The following is a 20,040-nucleotide window of genomic DNA, read 5'->3' as shown; positions in this document are numbered from 1 at the left end:
CGAACTTCAAACTGGATTATGCCCAAGGGGCAAGGTCACCTTATCTGACGAATTCGCGCGGGTTGTCCGAAAGAAGATTGGACTCTTGAGAAGGTAAGTAATCAGCCTTCAAGATGACCGGCGCAGAGAAGCTAGGGAGGTCGCCTCCAACAATCAGTATGCTGTCGGTGACGGCTGGGCACCATGGTTCACCGATCTCGGTCGACATCGATGCCTATGACGTCAAAACGGCAACTCCTCGCCGCGGGCGGCGGCTTCAACATCGAAGCGCACGCAGTTGAGCCGAATGATCTGGCGCTGAAGTTCGTGGACACCCACCCGAGCGCGGACGCGAGCCGCCACGACAGCGCTGGCCGAACGGATCTCGCCCCTGCGTCGAGCGTCGCGAATTGCGCGTACCAGTACAGCTGATGACACGTCAGGCATCTCTGGATCGTCGAATATGCTATCGAGGATCGCAGCCCGTCACGCAGCGCCATGACGTCCCGGGACGCGTTCAGCATCGGCCAATTCAGCCAGGACAAGCGCCGCTCAGCCTCTCGGAGCGCGCTCTGAAAGCGCACCCTGAGCCGCTTCGAGCGCCTCGCCGAGCGCCGTCCAGCTGGGCAAGACCTCGGCAAGCTCGCGAGCATAATCGGCGCCCTTCGGGATTTCAAAATCGTTCTCGAGACACCCCTTCGCGACTCTCACCAATGTCACAGCCCGCACCAACGCGTCCGCAGCGTTGGGACAAATCACGAGCGCGTGCTCCCTAGCTTCTTCTGTTTGGCGCCGAAGAATAAGGTCTATTCACGGTCAGGCCTCGTGTCGCCATGGAGGTCTCCGGGGTAACGCATGGGTAACGACAGATTGCCGTCTGTGCGTGTCACGCTATGACGTACGTCAGCGAAAGACAATTATGCAAGATCAGTAACTTGACCTTCTCTTCGCGGGGATAATGTCTGCCGTTGTCTGCGCCTGTCCGGCCATCATACCTGATCAATCAGGACGTGCTGTAGACGCGCGAGCGGTATCGATCGCGGGGATCCTCCCCCTTCACAGATGGGACGGCGTCAGGAGCCCTGCGGCTGACAGCCTGAGGACCGGCGTCCGTCCACCGCATTCTTGCCCCATTTTCAACGCATTTCTTGCATCCTGCCCGAAGGCCGCTACAACTATGACTATTGGCGCCAGCCACGGCGCGCGCCAATAGGAACAGAGGCGGTCATGAGTGTTGCGACGGAGCACGCGCTCGCAACAATAGCGAGCATTCTGGATCAGCAGGAAACCGCCAGGCAGGCCGACAAGCCGGTGCCGCCGAAGCAGGCTGGCGCGACGGTGGTGCCGTTCGGACAGGCCGATGGCTACACCAAGCTCGGTCCAGGTCCGATTTCCGCGATCCGCTTCCGCTGGACGGTGCGGCGCGGTGAGGACGGCTACTATGTCGACGAAACGGTCGGCCCCGCTTCGATCGCCGTGAGCAGCGGTCCGCTGAGCGCCGAAGCCGCCATCAAGCTGGTCGATACCCGCGCGCGAGAGGCGGAAGACCGCTTCGAGGCGCTGAAGAACGAGATGACCGGCAGGGGCCCGGCCGGTCCTGTCAACCCGTTGGGATCGCGTTAGGCGCTGCAGCCGGCCTGGCTGTCGTTCGATCCGAATACCCCATCGCGCCTTTCTCAAACCGCCAGCGCCCCGGCCCTGCCCCCGCCGGCTGGCCTGCTGACGGCTGCCTCTCCGCCCCCCTCGTCGCGCGTGCCGACCTCCGCTAAGAAGAGGCCGGCCAAACGAACCGAGGTGCCTCGATATGGGATTTTTCGACCGGACGATCGCGACCCTGACCGGGATTGCGCTGTTGTGGGGAGTCGCCAGCGCAGCGCTGGCCGAGCAGGCCTCGCGCCTCGACGAGATCATGCAGCGGGGAAGCCTTCGAGTCGGCATGACCGGCGACTACAAGCCTTTTACCTATCTCGACAAGGCCACCGGCAAGTTCTCCGGCTTCGACGTCGACATGGCCGAGGCGCTCGGCAAGGCACTCGGCGTGAAGGTGGAGTTCGTGCCGACCAGCTGGCCGCAGTTGATGAAGGATTTCGAGGCCGACAAGTTCGACATCGCGATGGGCGGGGTGTCGATCACCCTCGACCGCCAGAAGAAGGGCTTGTTTTCGACGCCGATCATGCGCGAGGGCAAGACTCCGATCGCCCGCTGCAGCGATACCTCGAAATACCAGACGCTGTCCGACATCGACAAGCCGGGCACCCGTGTCATCGTCAATCCCGGCGGCACCAATGAGCGCTTTGCCCGCGCCAACGTCAAGGCGGCGGACATCCGCGTCCATAATGACAACGTCACCATTTTCGAGGAGATCGCCAAGGGCGATGCCGACCTGATGATGACCGACGCCTCCGAGACGCGCTACCAGCAGAAGCTGCATCCCGGCGTGCTCTGCGCCGTCCACCCCGACAAGCCGTTCGACTTTTCCGAGAAGGCCTACTGGCTGCAGCGCGACGTCGCCCTCAAGGCGTTCGTCGATCAGTGGCTGCATATCTCGACGGAGAACGGCAGCTATCAGGCGATCTACAAGACCTGGTTCGAGTGAGGCAAAGGCAGCGGGCCCGCAGCGGTCGTTTTCGGACCTCATCATCGGCCGCAGCTCACAACCGGCGGCCGATCGGGGTACACTGCATGTCATGCAAGACCCTGCAGCTCTCTACCAAGCCTTTTGTCGTCGCGATCCTGCCCTCGACGGCCGCATCTTCGTCGCGGTCAGAACGACTGGCGTCTATTGCCGGCCGGTTTGTCGGGTGCGGACGCCGCTGGCGCGTAACGTCCTGTTCTACCGGAGCGCTGCAGCGGCCGAAGGCGCCGGCTATCGCCCCTGCCTGCGCTGCCGGCCCGAGACCGCGCCGTTCTGTCCGGCCTGGAAGGGAACCCAGAGCACCGTAGAACGGGCGCTGACCTTGATCGAGGCCGGCGCGCTCGACCATGACGGAATCGATGCGCTGGCGGATCGCCTCGGGATGTCTGCGCGTCATCTGGCGCGCCTGTTCGCGGCGCATCTCGACGCATCGCCGACGCAGATCGCGCAATCGCTGCGCATCCAGCGCGCCAAGCGGATGCTGGATGAGACCGATCTTCCGGTTGCGCGCATCGCAAGCCGCTCCGGCTTCTCCAGTGCGCGCCGCATGAGCGCGACATTTGTCGCTCTCTACGGTCGGCCGCCGTCGAAGCTGCGCCCGCGCAAGCCAAGATCGATGCAGCAACAATAAAGGGATCTGACATGTCGGACCGACACTACGGGACGGTCGACGACGCCAGGCGCCAGGAGATGAGCGGCCTCGAATTCGTCCAGGGTCTCGCAGACGGGACGCTGCCGCTCAACACGATCGCGCGCACGCTTGGCTATGACGTCACCGCGGCGTCGAAAGGACGGGTCGTCGTGACCGCGATGCCCACGGAGGCCCACCTCAATCCGGCCGGCACCGTGCATGGCGGCCTGTCAGCAACGCTGCTCGACAGCTGCATGGGCCTGGCGGTTTGGTCGATGCTCGACAAGGGCGTGGCTCAGACCACCCTCGAGTTCAAGATCTCACTGCTGCGGCCGATCACACCGGCAACGGGGGTGCTCCGCGCGGAGGGGAACGTCCTCACCTACGGTCGTCGCATCGGCAGCGCCGAGGGCCGGATCACGGACGCAGGCGGCCGCCTGCTTGCGCATGGCACGACCACCTGCCTGATCTTCCAGGTGTGACGAGCCGATCATTGGTCCGCGGCAGTTAGCGGTCCGTCGTCCGATCTTGGTCGGGGCTTTGTCCCTGGCCCAGCCCGAGCTTGGCTGCCAGCTCATCCATGAACACGTCAGCACCATTCCTGTAGAGGGGAACGTAGATGCGGGTGCCGTCGATCGAGGTGATCCGAAGCATGTCCGCCCAGCGCAGTGGGGACAGCTGAGCGATGTCCGCAAACTGAATCGAACGCTTGCCGAACACGGAGGCGTCCTGTTCGATCTGCCGCGTGTTCCAGCGGATTGTGACCATGAGTGCCAAGTACGAGACATAGGCGGTCATCAGCGCAAACGCGATGAGCAGCAGTCTCAGTATCAACATCTGCTGTTCAGCGTCCTGCCTCCCCGAGCCCACGAAGAAGAAGATGTAGGCAAACAGCAGCGTCAGGACTGTACCAAGACCAATGGCCAGCCGTTCCATCAACCCGACGCGGAGGACCTTCCACTCACCTGCCACGGCCGGCAACTTGCCTCGTTGAATCCGGGTCAGCACGTGCATAATGACCGCGACGACGACGAACTCAACGGCGAACCTGAAATGACCGAGCCGCCAAGCGCCCCACAACAAGGCCGGACAGATGAGGGCGATGGCAAGGAAGCGAATTGTCATTCGGCGATCGTCCTCAAAAGGCTCAAGCCGCCGAAACATCTGACAAATGTTGTTTAAGGAAGAATGCGCCTTCTCGACACGTTTGAAGGCATTCGAGGCGCTGGCCTGGCCGAGTTCATCACACAAGCCGTTAGTCGTCCCGGCTCAAGGCCGGGACGACAGCGGAGTATGTTGCGGACGCCCGGCTCACCCCGAAGCAGCCGGCGCAATTCGAACGGCCCTCAGCCGTTGCGGTACGTGTAGCTGTAGCCGTTGATCGCGGGGGCGCCGCCGAGATGGGCGTAGAGCACCTTCGAGCCCTCCGGGAAGTAGCCCTTCTTGACCAGGTCGATCATGCCCTGCATCGACTTGCCTTCATAGACCGGGTCGGTGATCATCGCCTCGGTGCGGGCGGCCAGCCGAATGGCCTCGTTGGTCTCGGCGCTCGGGACGCCATAGGCCGGATAGGCGTAGTCTTCGAGGATGACGATCTCGTCGTCGCGCACCTTGCGGCCGAGCTCGACGAGCTCAGCAGTGTTGTCGACGATCTGCCGGACCTGGGTGCGGGTCTGCTCCGGCGTGCCGGAGGCGTCGATGCCGATGACGCGGTCGGCGCGGCCGTCGGCGGCGAAGCCGACGATCATGCCGGCCTGGGTCGAGCCGGTGACCACGCAGACGATGATGTAGTCGAACTTGATGCCCATCTCGGCTTCCTGCGCCCTCACCTCCTCGGCGAAGCCGACATAGCCAAGACCGCCGAACTTGTGCACGGAGGCGCCGGCCGGAATGCCGTAGGGCTTGCCGCCGGCATCCTTCACCGACTGGATCGCGTCTTCCCAGCTCTTGCGGATGCCGATGTCGAAGCCGTCGGGCACGATGCGGCTGTCGGCGCCCATCAGGCGCGTCATCAGGATGTTGCCGACGCGGTCATAGACCGCGTCCTCGTGCGGCACCCAGCTCTCCTGCACCACCACGCACTTCATGCCGATCTTGGCCGCGGTCGCCGCCACCATGCGGGTATGGTTGGACTGCACGCCACCGATCGACACCAGCGTGTCGGCATTCGACTCGATCGCGTCGGGCACGATGTATTCGAGCTTGCGCAGCTTGTTGCCGCCCATCGCGAGGCCGGAATTGCAGTCATCGCGCTTGGCGTAGATCTGCACCTTGCCGCCGAGCGCCGCGGTCAGGCGCGGGAGATGCTCGATCGGGGTCGCGCCGAAGGTGAGTGGATACTTCTTGAACTTGTCGAGCCGAAGCACGGGATCTCTCCGTGGATGGGTGAAAGGGCCGCGGAAACATACGAGAAAGCCTGAGAAAGGTGCTCTCTTTATTGGCCTCTTCTTTCGTGCTTACGTCGGAGATGAGCCATTACGGCGAAATTTCCTCTCGATAGAACGTCTATTGATGAAAGAAACTTCCGATCCCGTTCTCGACCGCGTCGACCGCCGCATTCTGCAGCTGCTGCAGAAGGATGGCCGCATGAGCAATGCCGAGCTGGCGGCCGCGGTCCATGTCAGCCCCGCGACCTGCCATCGCCGCACCCAGCGCCTGTTCGAGGAGGGCTACATCAGAAGCGTGCGCGCGCAGATCGCGCCCGAGAAGGTCGAGCGTAGCGCGCTGGTGCTGGTCGGTGTCGTGCTCGACCGCTCGACGCCGGAGAGTTTTCGCACCTTCGAGGCCGCGATCCGCAAGCTGAAATTCGTGCTCGACTGCCATCTGGTCGCGGGCGATTTCGACTTCTTCCTGAAGATCCGCGTCCGCGACATGCAGGACTTCAACCGCATGCACGGCGATCAGCTGATCTCATTGCCCGGCGTGCGCCAGACGCGCACCTTCTTCGTGATGAAGGAGGTGGTCGACAATGCGCCGCTCGATTTCTAAGCGGGTCGCGGATTGAACCGAGGCCGCCACACCGGCGACTTACCAGCGCGTGAGCTCGCTCACCTCAGCAACGGACATGGCGGAGATCCTGATGAAGAGGTTGTTGGCTGTTGCCGCGCTGGTGCTGGCGAGCAGCTCCGCGCACGCGCAATACGTCATCGAATATGGCGGCAACACCATCCGCATCGATCCGGAGCGCGGCACGGTGTCGATCCCCGGCGTCTACGACAATACCGAGCAGAAAAAGGCAAAGAAGACCAAGCGCGAGCAGGATGCGACGCGCAAATCGCCGGCAGCAGCAGACAAGCCCGCCCAGGCGCCTGCCGAGGCGGCGGTCACGCCGGCACCTCCGCCTCAGCCGCCAGCGACAGCTGCCACTGCGCCTGCACCCGCTCCCGCCACGACAGCTGCCGCCCCCGCAAGCCTGCCACCGGCGCCAGCTCCGGCGGCGCCGGTGCAGGCCGCCGCTCCGGCGGTTCCATTGCCGGCGGCTCCCCTCGACCCAGTTCCGCCAGCACAAGCGGTTGCCGCGCCAGTCGCACCGGCCGCTGCCGCACCCACGGCAACGGCGCCGGTGACGCCGCCGGTTGCTCCTGCGGCGGTGCCTGGGCCGGCCCCAGCTCCGTCCGCGGTCACGACGGCCGCGCTGCCGCCGTCGTCCGCGCCCGCAGCGTCGCAGGATCCGAACTCGCCGATCGGCATCTGGCTGACGGAGGAGAAGGAGGGCAAGATCCGCATCGAGCCGTGCGGCGCCAATCTCTGTGGCTATTCGATCGACGCGAAGACCAACCAGAATGGCGAGCAGATCCTGATCAACATGCGCCCGAGCGACAAGTCGCAGGAGAAGAAGTGGAGCGGCCGCATCTTCGATCCCAACAGCGGCAGCACCTACGATTCGACCATCGCGCTGAAGGGCTCGAACAGCCTGCGCGTGCAGGGCTGCGCCTTTGGCGGCATGTTCTGCGGCGGCCAAACCTGGACGCGGGTGAACTGAGCGCAGCGCTCGCTGCCGACAACGAGCGCGCGGCCCTGCGACCGCGCACTCGCATTTCGTCAGAGGCCGCTCAGCCGACCGGTGTGGCGTATTCCTCGTCGGTGACGTGCTCCATCCAGTTCGAATAGACGCCGTCGAGCGCCTCCTGCATCGCGATATGCGTCATCTCATTGTCCGGCGAGGCGCCGTGCCAGTGCTTCTCACCCGGCGGGATGAAGATCACGTCGCCCGGCCGGATCTCGCGCACCGGTCCGCCCTTGGCCTGGATGCGGCCGATCCCGGAGATCACATAGAGTGTCTGCCCGAGCGGATGGGTGTGCCAGGCGGTGCGCGCGCCCGGCGCGAACGAGACGCGCGAGGCATTGAGCCGTGCCGGTGCCGGCGCCATGATCAGCGGATCCTGCAGCACGTTGCCGGTGAAGTATTCGGCGGGCGCCCGGCGCGTCGCGCGCGAGCCTGCGGGGTGGAAATCCATAATGTGCCTTTCTGCGGCTGTTCGAGCTTACTTCTTCGACGCGGCGTAGCGCGCCTTGGTCTCGGCATTCATCGGATAGAGGCCCGGCAGCACCGCGCCCTTGTTCACCTCGTCGACGATCCAGGCCTCCATGCGCTCCTGCTCCGGCCCTTCGGCGAGCACGTGATCGAGCATCGCCTGCGGGATCAGCACCGCACCGTCCTGGTCGGCGACGACCACATCGTTCGGGAACACCGCAACGCCGCCGCAGCCGATCGCCTCGCCCCAGCCGACAAAGGTCAGGCCCGCGACGGAGGGCGGTGCCGCATAGCCGTCGCACCACACCGGCAGGCCGGTGCCGAGCACGCCTTCGAGGTCACGCACGACGCCATCGGTGATCAGCGCGGTGACGCCGCGCTTGACCATGCGCGCGCAGAGAATGTCGCCGAAGATGCCGGCGTCCTTGACGCCCATCGCGTCGACGACCGCGATGCAGCCCTCGGGCATGGCCTCGATCGCAGTGCGGGTCGAGATCGGCGACGACCAGGATTCCGGCGTCGCGAGATCCTCGCGCGCCGGAACGAAGCGCAAGGTGAAGGCGGGACCGACCAGCCGCTTCTGTCCCGGACGCAGCGGCTTCGCGCCCCGCATCCAGACATTGCGCAACCCCTTTTTCAGCAGGACCGTGGTGATGGTCGCGGTGGTGACCTGGGACAGGGTGGCGATGGCTTCGGGAGTGAGGGACATTGTGAGACTGGTGCTCCAACAGGGCTGGCGGAAAAAGCAGGCGCATCTTGCGAGCGACGGTCGCGCCGTCAAGGGCATGCGCGTGCGCGCAGCGCATGCGGGGTTGCGCTGCGCCCGATAAAGTTCTCTTATCGTGGGACATGCGATTAATTTATTGAATTTTCGAGAGTTTTTGACTTCGCCCCAATTCCACTGGCGGCCAAAAGCAGCTAATCAGGAAGCGACATCGCGAACCGTCCCCGAACTCATGGCCGATCCTTTTCCACCTCCACGCCTCCTGCCCAGCGGCGACAGCGCTGTGACCGTCGAGTTCAGCCGGACCATCGACGAGACCGCCAACCGCCGCGTGCTCGCGCTTGACCACGCGCTGGCGGCGGCCAGCCTCGCGGGCATCACCGAGACGGTGCCGACCTATCGCTCGCTGCTGGTGCACTACGATCCCTGCGTGATCGATCACGCGACGCTCGGCGCAAATTTGCTGGCCTTGTCGGCGGGCACGCTCGCGCCGGAGACCGAGGTCAGGCGCTGGCGGGTTCCGGTCTGCTATGGCGGCGAGCACGGCATCGACCTGGAGGATGTCGCCAAGGCGCTGAGCCTGACGCCCGACGAGGTCGTCGCCCGCCACGTCGCCGCGACCTATCGGGTCGCGATGATCGGCTTCACGCCCGGCTGGTCCTATCTGTCCGGCCTCGATCCCACGCTGCAGATGTCGCGCCGGCAGAACCCGCGCCTCGCGACGCCGCCGGGCATTGTCGCGATCGGCGGCATCCAGACCGGCATCCAGTGCCTCGCCGGCCCGTGCGGCTGGCACCTGCTCGGGCGCACCGCGATGCGCACCTTTCAGCTTCATCGCCAGCCCACCTTCCTGCTCGAGCCGGGCGACGAGGTCAGCTTCACCGCCGTGGACGCCAAGATGTTTGCCGAACAGGAGCGCGCTGCCGAGGGCGGCGAGTTGATCGCCGAGCGGATTGCGGCATGAGCACGCTGGTCGTCGCACAGATCGGTCCGGCAAGCTCGGTCCAGGACGGCGGCAGGTTCGGCGCGCAGCGCTACGGGCTGACCCCATCGGGCGCGATGGACAAGCTGTCGCTGGCGGCAGCAAATAGTCTGGTCGGCAACGCGCTGCTGGCGGCCGCGATCGAGATCGGTCCATTCGGCGCGACGTTCACAGCGAAAGGCGGTTCCGTGCGCGTCGCCCTCTCCGGCGCGCCCCGGCCTGCCGATGTTGCCAAGCGCCAGGTCGAGATGAATACGTCGGTGACGCTGAGCGAGGGAGAAAAGCTGACGCTCGGATTCGCGCGCGGTGGCTCATTCAGCTATCTCGCCATCGCAGGCGGCATCAGCGGCGAGCCGATGTTCAACAGCCTCTCGGTCAATGCGCGCGCCGGGCTCGGCAGCCCCTATCCTCGGCCGTTGCAGTCGGGCGATGTCTTCGAGGTCGCCCCCGCCGGCGACGCGCCGGAGCTGCGCCTCGAACTGCCCAAGGCCGGCGGCCCCATCCGCGTCGTGATGGGACCACAGGACGACGAGTTCAGCGACGAGATGAAGGCGCAGTTCCTGGGCAGCGACTGGACGATCTCGGCGACCAGCGACCGCATGGGCTACCGCCTCGAGGGTCCGCCCATCCGCCATTTGCACGGCCACAACATCGTCTCCGACGGCACCGTGGATGGCAGCATCCAGGTTCCCGGCAACGGCGCGCCGATCGTGCTGATGGCCGACCGCGGCACCAGCGGCGGCTATCCGAAGATCGCGACCGTGATCACGGCCGATTTTGGCCGTCTGGCGCAGACGCCCGCCGGCACGCCGTTTCGCTTCAAGGCCGTCAGCATGGCGGAGGCACAGGCCGAGCGGCGAAGGTACAAGGATCTGTTGCGCAGCCTGCCCGGCCGCGTCACCGAGCTTACGAGCAGCGCCTTCAACATTGATGCCCTGTTCACGGCCAATGTGGCCGGCCACGCGGTCAGCGCAACTGATGTCACCACATGGCCCGGATTGGCGCTCGATTCATCTGATCACCCCTGACGCTTCGGACCCAGCAACGCGCGGAGCCCTGACATGACCAGCACCGTCGACCTGAACTGCGACCTCGGAGAAAGCTTCGGCCCGTGGGAGATGGGCAATGACGCCGCGATGATCGAGTTGGCGACGTCGGTCAACGTCGCCTGCGGCTTTCATGCCGGCGATGCCGACATCATGCGCAGGACGGTCGAGATGGCCAAGGCCAAGGGCGTCAGCGTCGGCGCGCATCCCGGCTATCGCGATCTGCACGGCTTCGGCCGGCGCCCGGTGCCTGGCCTGACATCATCGGAGATCGAGAACCTCGTCGCCTATCAGATCGGCGCGCTGCAGGCGATCGCCACCGCCGCCGGCCACAAGGTCACGCATGTGAAGGCGCATGGCGCATTGTCGAACGTCGCCTGCGAGGACGACATGACGGCGAACGCGATCGCCAGGGCGATCAAGGCCGTCGATCCGAGCCTGATCTTCGTCGTGCTCGCCAACTCGAAGCTGGTGACGGCCGGCGAGAAGGCCAATCTGTCGATGGCGCATGAGGTGTTTGCCGATCGCGCCTATGACGACAACGGCCTCTTGGTGTCGCGCAGCAAGCCGGGCGCGGTGCTGCACGACCCCAAGCAGATCGCCGATCGGGTCGTGCGCATGGTTCAGGACGGGGCCGTGGTGTCGGTCACCGGCAAGGTCATGAAGATGCGGACCGACACCGTCTGCATTCACGGCGATACCGCCGGCGCCGTGGAGATTGCGCGCGAGGTGCGCCGCGCCCTCGACGCCGCCGGTGTCGAGGTCGCGCCGTTCAAGACGGCGGCGTGATCATCACGCGTTCAGAACGGATGTGTGAACGGCATGCCGAGCGTGATCGCAGCGATCAGAGCGACGGCGCCATAGAAGGCAACCAGCGCTGCCGTCGTTCCCCGCTCACGCATCGCGCGGCCCTGAGGCATAACGCGGGCCTGAGGCATCTGGCGCGAGGCCGTCGTGATGGTCTGCATGGCCGGTCTCCTGAAGTTCCGACCACGAGAAAAGCGTTCTCGCAGCCGAGCGCAAGGCAACCGGCGAAATAACGACAAGCCCCCTGTTTCGGGTCCGCCTGGGACCATAAAATTCTCAGCCGGGGTTCCGCCTGAGAATTTTATCCGCGGGCTTTCTGCCCGATTCGGATCGTTAATAGACGTCGAGCTGGAACCGTCCCTTTTTCTTGAGGTCCGCCACGAAGCTGACCGCCTCGTCCGTCGACCGAGCGCCAAAATGGGCGACGATGTCGACCAGGGCCCGCTCGACATCCTTGGCCATGCGCTTGGCGTCACCGCAGATGTAGAGATGGGCGCCCTCGGCCAGCCAGGTCCAGACCTCGCGGCCGACCTCGCGCATCCGGTCCTGGACGTAGAACTTCTTGTCGCCGTCGCGCGACCACGCCAGCGATAGCCGCGTCAGCAGACCGGCCGTCTTCATCGCATTGAGCTCGTCGGCGTAGAAAAAGTCGCAGTCGCTGCGCTGGTGGCCGAAGAACAGCCAGTTCTTGCCCGGCGCGCCGGTCGCCCGGCGATCGAGCAGGAAGGCGCGGAACGGCGCGATGCCGGTGCCCGGGCCGACCATGATGATCGGCGTCTTCGGATCCGCCGGGAGCGCAAAACCATGCGCCTTCTGCACATAGACGCGAAGCCTGTCGCCGGGATTGATCCGCTCGGCAAGGAACGTCGAGGCGAGCCCAAGGCGCTTGCGCTTGCCGATGACGTAGCGGACGCAGTCGACCGTCAGCGACAGCCGTCCGGGCGTCGCGTTGTGGGACGACGAGATCGAATACAGCCGCGGCTGCAGCGGCTCCAGTGCTTCAACGAAGGCTTCGGGATGCGGTCGCACGCCGGAGAACTTCTGCAGCACCGCCATGACGTCGAGCGTCGCCGCATCGCCATCCGGGTCCTCCCCCTGCGCCAGCCGCCGCGCCTTCTCGCGCGTCGCACCGCCGGTGATGAAGGAGATCAGCTCGAACAGCGAATCCGGCGCGGGCGACAGCGAGACGTCCTCCAGCAGGCATTGCCGCAACGGCTTGCCGTTCACCTGCGTGATGTGCGAGGCGCCGAGCAGCGCGATGATCTGGTCGACCAGGCCGAGATCGTTCTTGGCGAAGATGCCGAAGGAATCGCCGACGACGTAGTCGAGCCCGGCTTCGCCGAGATCGAACTCGATGTGCCACGTCTCCTTCTCCGAGCCCGGCTTGTTGAGCAGACGCCGCGACAGAAAGGTCGCCTCGACCGGATTGTCGCGCGAGCGGCCGGGCTCGCTGACAACGACGGACACAGTGGCCGGCATTGCTGCAACTGCAGCCGGCTTGGCCGCCGCGGGCGCCTTGTCGAGCTCCTCGTAAAGCGCCTTGACCATCCGCGCGGTCTCCTTGCCGCCGGGGACGCAGAGATTGAGCCGGGCTTCGCTGCGATTGGCGATCGCGTCGGAATAGTCGCTGCAATTGTAGCCGCACTGGCCGCAATCCTGCTGCGCCATCGCGGCCATCAGGCGGCGGCGCAGCGGACGTCCCTCGGCCAGCTTCATGCGCTCGGCGATCGGCAGGGTCTGATCGTGCCACGGCGCCTCGCCGTCATCGGCATCGCCTGCGGGTGCGAGCACCGCGCCGTTCTGCGCCGGCGACAACGGCGTCGATCCGTCGAGGCCGAGCGCGCCGGCCAGGAAGCCGTTGAGCCAGGAGCGTTGCGCTTCAGAGAACGGCGCTGACGCGGGAATGATCTCGATCTTCGGCATGGGCGTGATCTGGTTCATGCGGCCACCTCGGACGTCTGCGCTTCGGCGAGCTTGCGCAGGGTTTCGCCATCGTGCCGGCGGGCAAAGGACAGGAAGGTTTCATCGGGAGAGAGGCGGTGCGCCAGATAGGCCTTGAGCAGCTTCTCGACGGTGCGCGGCGCGTCCTCCGCCTTGAGGTCGCGATAGACTTCGCGGCCAATGTCGGCCTGCGGGCCGAAGCCGCCGCCAGCGAACAGGTGATAGCCCTCGACCGTCTCGTCGCCATCGCCGACTGGGACCTTCGCTCCGATCATGCCGATGTCGCTGATGTAGTGCTGGGCGCAGGAGTGATGGCAGCCGGTGAGATGGATGTTCAGCGGGGTATCGACCTCCACCCTGCTCTCGCACCAGTCACCAATCTCGGCGGCGTGACGCTTGGTGTTGCTGGCGGCGAACTTGCAACCGGAATTGCCGGTGCAGGCGATCAGTCCGGCGCGGATGTGCGACGCCTTGGTCGAGAGACCGATCTGCTCGATCGCGGCACAGGCCAGGGCGACGTTCTCGTCGCGCACGCCCGGTAGCAGCAGGTTCTGCCAGACCGTGAGCCGGATCTCGCCGTCACCGAGATCCGCAGCGATCCTGGCGAGCGCGCGCATCTGGTCCGTCGTCAGCTTGCCCAGCGGCAGCACGACGCCGATCCAGTTCAGGCCTTGCTGCTTCTGCGGGTGCACGCCGATATGAGCCATGCGATCGGCTTCGGGCCGCGGCTTGATCGCCTCGTCCGCGACGCGCGCAAGCTTGCGGCCGAGCCGCGCCTCGACAGCTTCCATGAATTTGTCATGGCCCATGCTGTCGAGCACATATTTGAGCCGCGCCTTCAGGCGATTGGTGCGATCGCCGGTCTCGATGAAGAGCCGCACGATGGCATCGGCCACTTCGGTGGCGCGCTCGGGCTCGACGACGATCCCGGTGGACTTGGCGAAATCCTTGTGACCGGTGATGCCGCCGAGGCCGAGCCTGAACCAGACGCCCGGCGCGACGCCGAAGCCATCCTTCACCTCGACGGCGGAGAACGCGATGTCATTGGTGTCTTCGAGCGCCGCGATCCGGCCGGCGCCGTCGAACGCGACGTTGAATTTGCGCGGCAGTCCGTACAGCGAGCGGTCGTTGAGGATGTGAAAATGCCATTCGCGCGCATAGGCGCGGGTATCGAGCAATTCCTGCGGATCGATGCCGGCGGTCGGCGTGCCCGTCACATTGCGGATGTTGTCGGCGCCGGAGCCGCGCGCAGTCAGCCCGAGATCAGACAGGCCCTCCAGCAGCATGACGGCGTGCTTGGGCGGGATTTCGCGCAGTTGCAGATTGGCCCGCGTGGTCACGTGGCTGTACGAACCGCAGAGCTGATCGGCGAGGTCGGCGAGCCCCGTGAGCTGCCAATGCTTCAGGATGCCGTTCGGAATCCGTAGCCGGCACATGTAGGAATCCTGCGCCGGCGCGACATGAAACAGGCCGAAATAGCGCCAGCGGAAATTGTCGGCCGCAGACGGCGCTGCGTTGCTGTGGGCCTGCTGCTTCAAGCGCGGATAGGCATCGAACGGATGCTGCTCGCGCTTGACCTTCTCCTGGTCGGCGAGCTTGCGACCCGCTGCGAGGACCTTGTCCTGCGCCTTGATATGGATGGCATCAGGCCCGCTCGGCTCCGCAAGGGGGGCGGTGGCAGTCTGAGCCCGGCCCGCCAGGTTGACTTTGAGGCCGGCGGCCAGGCCTTCGAGATAGCGCTTCTGCTCGTCGTTGAAGTCGACTGACAAGGGTTCGATTTTCATGATGGCGGACGAAGCTCCAGAGGCCACGGCGATGGGCCTGTGTGGATGGGATGAGGATCGCGTCATCCGTTCGGCCGACATGGCGCGACAGGATGAGCGGTCCGACCAGCTTCGTTGCTGCGGAAATCCGACGCGGATTGCGGTCAGCGGCGTCTGTGGCGGCTGACTGCAATGCAACATTCAAGTTGCGTGCCAGCCGCGACACCAAGGAAAGACTATTCAAAACAAGGATATGACCGAATCGCCGAACGCGCAGAGGCGGGCTCAAGCCCCGAAATGCGGGCAGTCCGCCTAAAATTTGTACGGCGGCGCCGGATGCCTAGATCCTGGTCCAACCACGAGGATCAGGCGGTCCAGCGGCCGATCTTGAATGCCCTGAGATGGCCAATCACGTCGTTTGCCGCAAACGGCGGACCGGCGAAAGCGCCGATGGCGCTGTCCTGGGGCTGCCCGGGGACTCCGAGCGCGGCATCGTAGATGTCCGGCCGGAACACGCCCATCGCCGTGCGCAGGGCCTCATCGCTGAGCTGCGTCTGGCCCCAGCGCACCATCTGGGCATACAGCCAGGCGGCCTGGATCTTGTCCGGTCGCGCCGCGCCCTCGCGTCCCACCAGCAGATAACGCGGGCTTTCGCGGAAGCTGCCGTCCGGGGAGATCTTCAACCGGCCGTCCAGCGTGCGCTGCAGCACCCCCGCATCGACGCCGATCCGCTCGGGCACCGCCAGAATGCGCGCGGCCTCCTCGTGGTTCTGCTCGATGAAATTGGCGGCGCGGGCGCAGGCGCGGACCAGCGCGGCCAGCGCGTCCGGGTGCTTGTCGGCCCAGCTCTGCCGCACCGCCAGAACCTTCTCGGCGGCCCGCACCAGGACATCGGACACGAAATGCAGGATGTGGCCGATGCCGAGATCGACGGCGATCGAATTCCAGGGCGCGCCGACGCAGAACGCGTCAACATGGCCATTGGCGATGCTGTCGACCATGTAGGGCGGCGGCAGCACCACAAGCCGGACATCCTCATCCGGATCGACGCCACCGGCGGCCATCCAGAACCGGAGCTGATAGTTGTGGGTGGAGAACGGAAACGTCATGCCGAAGGTGAGCGGCTCGGCGCCGGCCTTGCGACGTTCAGCGACCACGCGCGCCAGAGCGAGCGCCGTGGCCATCGGGTCGAAGCGGCCGCCTTCGAGCTTGGCCATGATGGAGGCGTACAAGGCCGGGGTCACCGTGATCGCGTTGCCGTTCACCCCGAGAGCGAAGGGGGCCACGATCGGGACCTTGACATGGCCGATGCCGAGGCTGGAGGCGATTGCAACCGGCGCCAACAGATGCGCCGCATCGAACAGGCCGATATTCAGCTTGTCGCGCACATTCGACCACGAGACCTCGCGCACCAGCGTGACGTCCAGACCTTCCGCGGCGGTGTAGCCCTTGTCGACCGCGACGATGAGCGCCGCGGCATCGACCAGCGGAATGAAGCCAATGCGAATCGGCCCGATCATTTCAGCATCTCCGAGGCGGTCAGGATCGATTGCGCGATCTCGCCGATCTTCTTCTTCTCGCGCATCGCCGTGGAGCGCAACAGCACGTAGGCCTCCTCTTCAGTGAAGCCTTTCATCTTCATCAGAATGCCTTTGGCGCGGTCGATCACCTTGCGATCCTCGAGGGCCGATTTGGCGCGCTCGAGCTCATCCTGCAGCTTCGAGAACGCATTGAACCGGGAGATGCAGAGGTCGAGGATCGGCTTGATCCGCTCCTTCTTCAGCCCGTCGACGATGTAGGCCGACACGCCGGCTTCCACCGAGGCCTGGATCGAGGCGGCGTCGCTCTGGTCCACGAACATGGCGATGGGCCGACGGACCGCGCGGCTGACCTGAAACATCTGCTCAAGCACGTCGCGGCTCGGGTTCTCCAGGTCGATGACGATGACGTCAGGGTCGAGCGCGTAGATCCGCGCCAGCAGGCCCTGCATCTCGCTGACATGCACCACGCCGGTAAAACCCGCCTCCCGCAAGCCCTCCTCCAGGATGGCCGCGCGGATCGGGCTCTCGTCGACGATCACGATTTTAGGCGATTGCTCGGCGCTCATCGATCACCAGGGTTGTCCGGGCCCTCATCCATAGCATGGACGCGACCGGCTTAAAGCCTTGTCTTTCTGGGTAATTCGGACTAGCTGACGCTTATCCCATCAGGCAGTTCCAAGATGCAGCAGGGTTCCGCGCCCAAGATCAGCTTTGTTTCGCTCGGATGTCCAAAGGCGCTGGTCGATTCCGAGCGCATCATCACCCGGCTTCGGGCGGAGGGCTATGAGCTGGCCCGCAAACATGACGGCGCCGACGTCGTGATCGTCAACACCTGCGGCTTCCTGGATAGCGCCAAGCAGGAATCGCTGTCTGCGATCGGCTCGGCCATGGCCGAGAACGGCAAGGTCATCGTCACCGGCTGCATGGGCGCCGAACCCGAACAGATCGAACAGGCCTATCCGGGCGTGCTGTCGATCACCGGGCCCCAGCAGTACGAGAGCGTGCTCGAGGCCGTTCACCGGGCGTCGCCGCCGATCCACAACCCTCATCTGGACCTGGTTCCCCCGCAGGGCATCAAGCTGACGCCTCGTCATTACGCCTATCTGAAAATTTCCGAGGGCTGCAACAACCGCTGCACCTTCTGCATCATCCCGAAACTGCGTGGCGATCTCGTGTCCCGACCCGCCGCCGACGTGCTGCGCGAGGCCGAACGTCTGGTGGCCGCCGGTGTCAAGGAGCTCCTGGTGATCTCCCAGGATACCTCGGCCTACGGGCTGGACCTGAAATATGCCGAGAGCAGCTGGAAGGACCGCAGCGTCAGAGCGCGCTTCCTGGACCTCGCCCGCGAGCTCGGCGAACTCGGCGCCTGGGTCCGGCTGCACTACGTCTATCCCTACCCGCATGTCGACGAGGTCGTCGGGCTGATGGCCGAGGGCCGTGTGCTGCCCTATCTCGACATTCCCTTCCAGCATGCCAGCCCCAATGTCCTCAAGGCGATGCGCCGGCCGGCCGCTCAGGACAAGACGCTGGATCGCATCAGGAGCTGGCGGGCGGCCTGTCCGGATCTGGCGTTGCGCTCGACCTTCATTGTCGGCTTTCCCGGCGAAACCGATGCGGACTTCGCCTACCTGCTCGATTGGCTCGACGAGGCCGAGATCGATCGTCTCGGCTGCTTCAAATACGAGCCGGTGGCGGGGGCGACGTCCAACGCCCTGCCCGATCAGGTTCCGGACGAAGTCAAGCAGGAGCGCTGGAACGCGTTGATGGCGCGCCAGCAGAAGATCTCGGCGCGTCGCCTCAAGCGCAAGGTCGGAACCCGCCAGCAGATCATCATCGACGAGGTCGGTCCGACCGTGGCCAAGGGCCGTTCCAAGGCTGACGCTCCGGAGATCGACGGCTCGGTCTACGTCTCCAGCCGCCGTCCCCTTCGCGTCGGCGAGATCGTCACGGCCAGGATCGAGCGCGCTGACGAATATGACCTGCACGGTACGGTCGCCGGCTTCTGATCGTCGCCAAGCAACTGGCGGCGACGGGACGATCGCCTCAAAAAGATTTGCGCCTTAAATCGACTTGGCCGGGGCCGCTGTCCTGACATTCCACAAATTGAGCGTGCGCTGGGCCTCGTCGGCGGTCAGCGCACGGTATTTGGTCTTGAGCTTGGCGAGTTCGTCAGGCGGCGTCGCGCCCGAGACGAAGCGGCTGTCGAGAATGGCCACCACCGTGTCCCAGCTCAGTCCCGCCGCCTTGCAGGGAACGAGAATGCCATCGCTGCGCAGGCTCTGCATCAGCGGCCGCACCAGATCGATGCTGCATTTTGCGAGCTCCGCAATCGCCGCTGTCGTCTCCACGTAGCGGCGCTGCCTGGCGAAATCGAGCAGCATGGTCTCGTTCAGCCTGCCGGTCTGCCGCAGCTGCCCGAACGCCGCTTTGGCGCTGCCGAAATCGCGTTGTCGCGCCATGTCCCGCTCAGCGCCGGCGGCGGCGGCCGCAATCGCGCTTCGGATTTCCTCATAGAGATGCGGCGGCGCCGACGCGAGAAGGCGGGCTTTGACCGCCTCGGTCGCGCTCTGCAACAGCGTCCTGCGCAACCCGGCCGGCAGATCGGCGCGTATGCCGGTGGCGATCGTGAGCTCCGGATCGTTGATCGCCTGGGACAGGATGATGGAAAAGCCAGCCGCGGAGATCCGCGCGCCGGGATTCTTCATCAGCTTGCGGCTCACGCTGGGAAAACGCCGCCCCAGCAAGGCATCGGTGACGACTTCCTGCAGCCACCAGCGGCCGGCTATCGCGATCAGATGCTGTTCGCTGCGGGTGTTCGCGATCTCGATGAGATCCGCGTTGCTCAACCGCGGCGACTCCGCGAGCACCGGCTCGGCAACGGCAATATCCTCATGACGGGCAAGCCGCCGGATCACCGCGACGGGCGCTTGAGGCACCGGCGCAAGCTGCGCGCTGAGCTCGGCGAGCGCGATCCGTGCGCTGACATCGGCGAGCGCACGCAGCTCGATCGTGTTGACGAGGCGCTCGAAAACGTCTGCGAACAGCGCATGCTGCTCGATATCCATGTTGCCTGCCGAGGCGATGAACAGGGACGCGACCCGCTCGGCCACCACTGAGCAGCGTTCGGCTGAGCCGGTGGCAATCGCCGCCTGCACTTCATCGGCGATCGTGAGATGAGGTTTCGACATCGCTCGTCCTGAGCGCTTTCCATTTCAGAGTATCCTGCACGGTAGAGGCAGTCGCTAAATGTTTGGTAAAGTTTGAACTAAGCTTGGCCGAGCGGCCTGCGGTAAGTCCTGCTTCTCCGTTCGATCGGGCCTGTCTTGCGTTGTGTCGTCCGGCTCGACGTTCCCCCGCCTTGACACCGGTGACAATTTGCCTGTATGGCCCGCCGCATGATCTTCAACCGGACCAGCCGCCGCGCCGCCGTTTGCCGCCGTCACCGCCGTGACGAGGCCGGGGCGCGCCGTGTCCGAAGACGTTGCTGATCAGCTCGCGCATCAGCTTCCGTTTTTCG

21 protein-coding genes are annotated in these 20,040 nt (G+C 65.2%); 11 read left to right on the top strand and 10 right to left on the bottom strand.

Going from position 1 to position 20,040, the window contains the following annotated elements; all coding sequences use genetic code 11:
* Positions 1–216 precede the first annotated feature (216 nt).
* The 5 genes from HL671_RS35190 (at position 217) to HL671_RS35170 (ending at position 3,727) form a co-directional block, all read left to right on the top strand.
* A complete protein-coding gene (locus HL671_RS35190) occupies positions 217–411 on the top strand; it encodes a hypothetical protein (RefSeq protein WP_172243155.1) in 195 nt (64 codons plus the stop codon).
* A gap of 795 nt (positions 412–1,206) precedes the next feature.
* The gene (locus HL671_RS35185; protein WP_012044186.1) at positions 1,207–1,602 is read left to right on the top strand and encodes a hypothetical protein; all 396 of its coding nucleotides are present in this window, start codon (positions 1,207–1,209) and stop codon (positions 1,600–1,602) included.
* Positions 1,603–1,783: 181 nt separating this feature from the next.
* Positions 1,784–2,575, top strand: coding sequence for a transporter substrate-binding domain-containing protein (locus tag HL671_RS35180; RefSeq protein ID WP_172243152.1), 792 nt, complete (start codon positions 1,784–1,786; stop codon positions 2,573–2,575).
* A gap of 91 nt (positions 2,576–2,666) precedes the next feature.
* Positions 2,667–3,245, top strand: a complete 579-nt coding sequence (locus HL671_RS35175) for a bifunctional transcriptional activator/DNA repair enzyme AdaA (protein WP_172243149.1) — start codon at positions 2,667–2,669, stop codon at positions 3,243–3,245.
* An 11-nt stretch (positions 3,246–3,256) separates the two neighbouring features.
* Positions 3,257–3,727 carry a PaaI family thioesterase gene (locus HL671_RS35170; protein WP_172243146.1) on the top strand — a complete coding sequence of 157 codons (471 nt, stop codon included), beginning with the start codon at positions 3,257–3,259 and terminating at the stop codon, positions 3,725–3,727.
* A 25-nt stretch (positions 3,728–3,752) separates the two neighbouring features.
* Here HL671_RS35170 and HL671_RS35165 read toward each other — a convergent pair whose 3' ends face one another.
* Together HL671_RS35165 and HL671_RS35160 are read right to left on the bottom strand one after the other, a co-directional pair.
* On the bottom strand, positions 3,753–4,496 hold the full coding sequence (locus HL671_RS35165) for a hypothetical protein (RefSeq protein WP_172243141.1): 744 nt from the start codon (positions 4,494–4,496) through the stop codon (positions 3,753–3,755).
* 95 nt (positions 4,497–4,591) lie between these two features.
* Positions 4,592–5,611: a 1-aminocyclopropane-1-carboxylate deaminase gene (locus HL671_RS35160; RefSeq protein ID WP_012044191.1), complete on the bottom strand. Its 1,020-nt coding sequence runs from the start codon at positions 5,609–5,611 to the stop codon at positions 4,592–4,594.
* Positions 5,612–5,756: 145 nt separating this feature from the next.
* Between HL671_RS35160 and HL671_RS35155 the strand changes: the two genes are divergently transcribed.
* Together HL671_RS35155 and HL671_RS35150 are read left to right on the top strand one after the other, a co-directional pair.
* Positions 5,757–6,233, top strand: a complete 477-nt coding sequence (locus tag HL671_RS35155) for an Lrp/AsnC family transcriptional regulator (RefSeq protein ID WP_172243138.1) — start codon at positions 5,757–5,759, stop codon at positions 6,231–6,233.
* Between the two features lie 91 nt (positions 6,234–6,324).
* Positions 6,325–7,227, top strand: a complete 903-nt coding sequence (locus HL671_RS35150; RefSeq protein WP_172243134.1) for a DUF2147 domain-containing protein — start codon at positions 6,325–6,327, stop codon at positions 7,225–7,227.
* A gap of 70 nt (positions 7,228–7,297) precedes the next feature.
* On the opposite strand, the gene HL671_RS35145 is transcribed toward HL671_RS35150, so the two are convergent.
* Both HL671_RS35145 and HL671_RS35140 read right to left on the bottom strand, forming a co-directional pair.
* Positions 7,298–7,702, bottom strand: a complete 405-nt coding sequence (locus tag HL671_RS35145) for a (R)-mandelonitrile lyase (protein WP_012044194.1) — start codon at positions 7,700–7,702, stop codon at positions 7,298–7,300.
* Between the two features lie 27 nt (positions 7,703–7,729).
* Positions 7,730–8,428 (bottom strand): ribonuclease activity regulator RraA, encoded by a 699-nt coding sequence (locus tag HL671_RS35140; RefSeq protein ID WP_012044195.1) that lies wholly within the window; start codon positions 8,426–8,428, stop codon positions 7,730–7,732.
* A gap of 247 nt (positions 8,429–8,675) precedes the next feature.
* Here HL671_RS35140 and pxpB point away from each other — a divergent pair, with 247 nt between their 5' ends.
* Genes pxpB through HL671_RS35125 form a run of 3 tightly spaced genes read left to right on the top strand, consistent with a single transcriptional unit; the run spans position 8,676 to position 11,260 of the window.
* Positions 8,676–9,407 carry a 5-oxoprolinase subunit PxpB gene (pxpB, locus tag HL671_RS35135; RefSeq protein WP_012044196.1) on the top strand — a complete coding sequence of 244 codons (732 nt, stop codon included), beginning with the start codon at positions 8,676–8,678 and terminating at the stop codon, positions 9,405–9,407.
* A complete protein-coding gene (locus HL671_RS35130; RefSeq protein ID WP_172243131.1) occupies positions 9,404–10,453 on the top strand; it encodes a 5-oxoprolinase subunit C family protein in 1,050 nt (349 codons plus the stop codon). Before pxpB ends, HL671_RS35130 begins: the two co-directional genes overlap by 4 nt.
* Positions 10,454–10,486: 33 nt before the next feature.
* Positions 10,487–11,260, top strand: coding sequence for a LamB/YcsF family protein (locus HL671_RS35125; RefSeq protein ID WP_172243128.1), 774 nt, complete (start codon positions 10,487–10,489; stop codon positions 11,258–11,260).
* 11 nt (positions 11,261–11,271) lie between these two features.
* Here HL671_RS35125 and HL671_RS35120 read toward each other — a convergent pair whose 3' ends face one another.
* From HL671_RS35120 to HL671_RS35100, 5 genes are all read right to left on the bottom strand, one after another.
* The gene (locus HL671_RS35120; protein ID WP_168167909.1) at positions 11,272–11,439 is read right to left on the bottom strand and encodes a hypothetical protein; all 168 of its coding nucleotides are present in this window, start codon (positions 11,437–11,439) and stop codon (positions 11,272–11,274) included.
* Positions 11,440–11,611: 172 nt separating this feature from the next.
* Positions 11,612–13,219 (bottom strand): sulfite reductase subunit alpha, encoded by a 1,608-nt coding sequence (locus HL671_RS35115; RefSeq protein WP_172243125.1) that lies wholly within the window; start codon positions 13,217–13,219, stop codon positions 11,612–11,614.
* Positions 13,216–15,003, bottom strand: coding sequence for a NirA family protein (locus HL671_RS35110; RefSeq protein WP_172243122.1), 1,788 nt, complete (start codon positions 15,001–15,003; stop codon positions 13,216–13,218). The genes HL671_RS35115 and HL671_RS35110 overlap by 4 nt, the downstream gene beginning before the upstream one ends.
* A gap of 344 nt (positions 15,004–15,347) precedes the next feature.
* Positions 15,348–16,502: a CmpA/NrtA family ABC transporter substrate-binding protein gene (locus HL671_RS35105; RefSeq protein ID WP_172243119.1), complete on the bottom strand. Its 1,155-nt coding sequence runs from the start codon at positions 16,500–16,502 to the stop codon at positions 15,348–15,350.
* On the bottom strand, positions 16,499–17,089 hold the full coding sequence (locus HL671_RS35100; RefSeq protein ID WP_012044202.1) for an ANTAR domain-containing response regulator: 591 nt from the start codon (positions 17,087–17,089) through the stop codon (positions 16,499–16,501). Before HL671_RS35100 ends, HL671_RS35105 begins: the two co-directional genes overlap by 4 nt.
* 114 nt (positions 17,090–17,203) lie before the next feature.
* On the opposite strand from HL671_RS35100, the gene rimO reads away from it, so the two are divergent.
* Positions 17,204–18,529: a 30S ribosomal protein S12 methylthiotransferase RimO gene (gene rimO / locus HL671_RS35095; RefSeq protein WP_172243116.1), complete on the top strand. Its 1,326-nt coding sequence runs from the start codon at positions 17,204–17,206 to the stop codon at positions 18,527–18,529.
* A gap of 54 nt (positions 18,530–18,583) precedes the next feature.
* Here rimO and HL671_RS35090 read toward each other — a convergent pair whose 3' ends face one another.
* The gene (locus HL671_RS35090; RefSeq protein WP_012044204.1) at positions 18,584–19,711 is read right to left on the bottom strand and encodes a DUF2336 domain-containing protein; all 1,128 of its coding nucleotides are present in this window, start codon (positions 19,709–19,711) and stop codon (positions 18,584–18,586) included.
* Positions 19,712–20,040 lie beyond the last annotated feature (329 nt).

The sequence above is a fragment of the Bradyrhizobium denitrificans genome, assembly GCF_013179005.1.
Classification (GTDB): domain Bacteria; phylum Pseudomonadota; class Alphaproteobacteria; order Rhizobiales; family Xanthobacteraceae; genus Bradyrhizobium; species Bradyrhizobium denitrificans.
The sequence above is the reverse complement of the archived record's forward strand: the minus strand, read 5'-3'. Positions and strand labels throughout refer to the sequence as shown.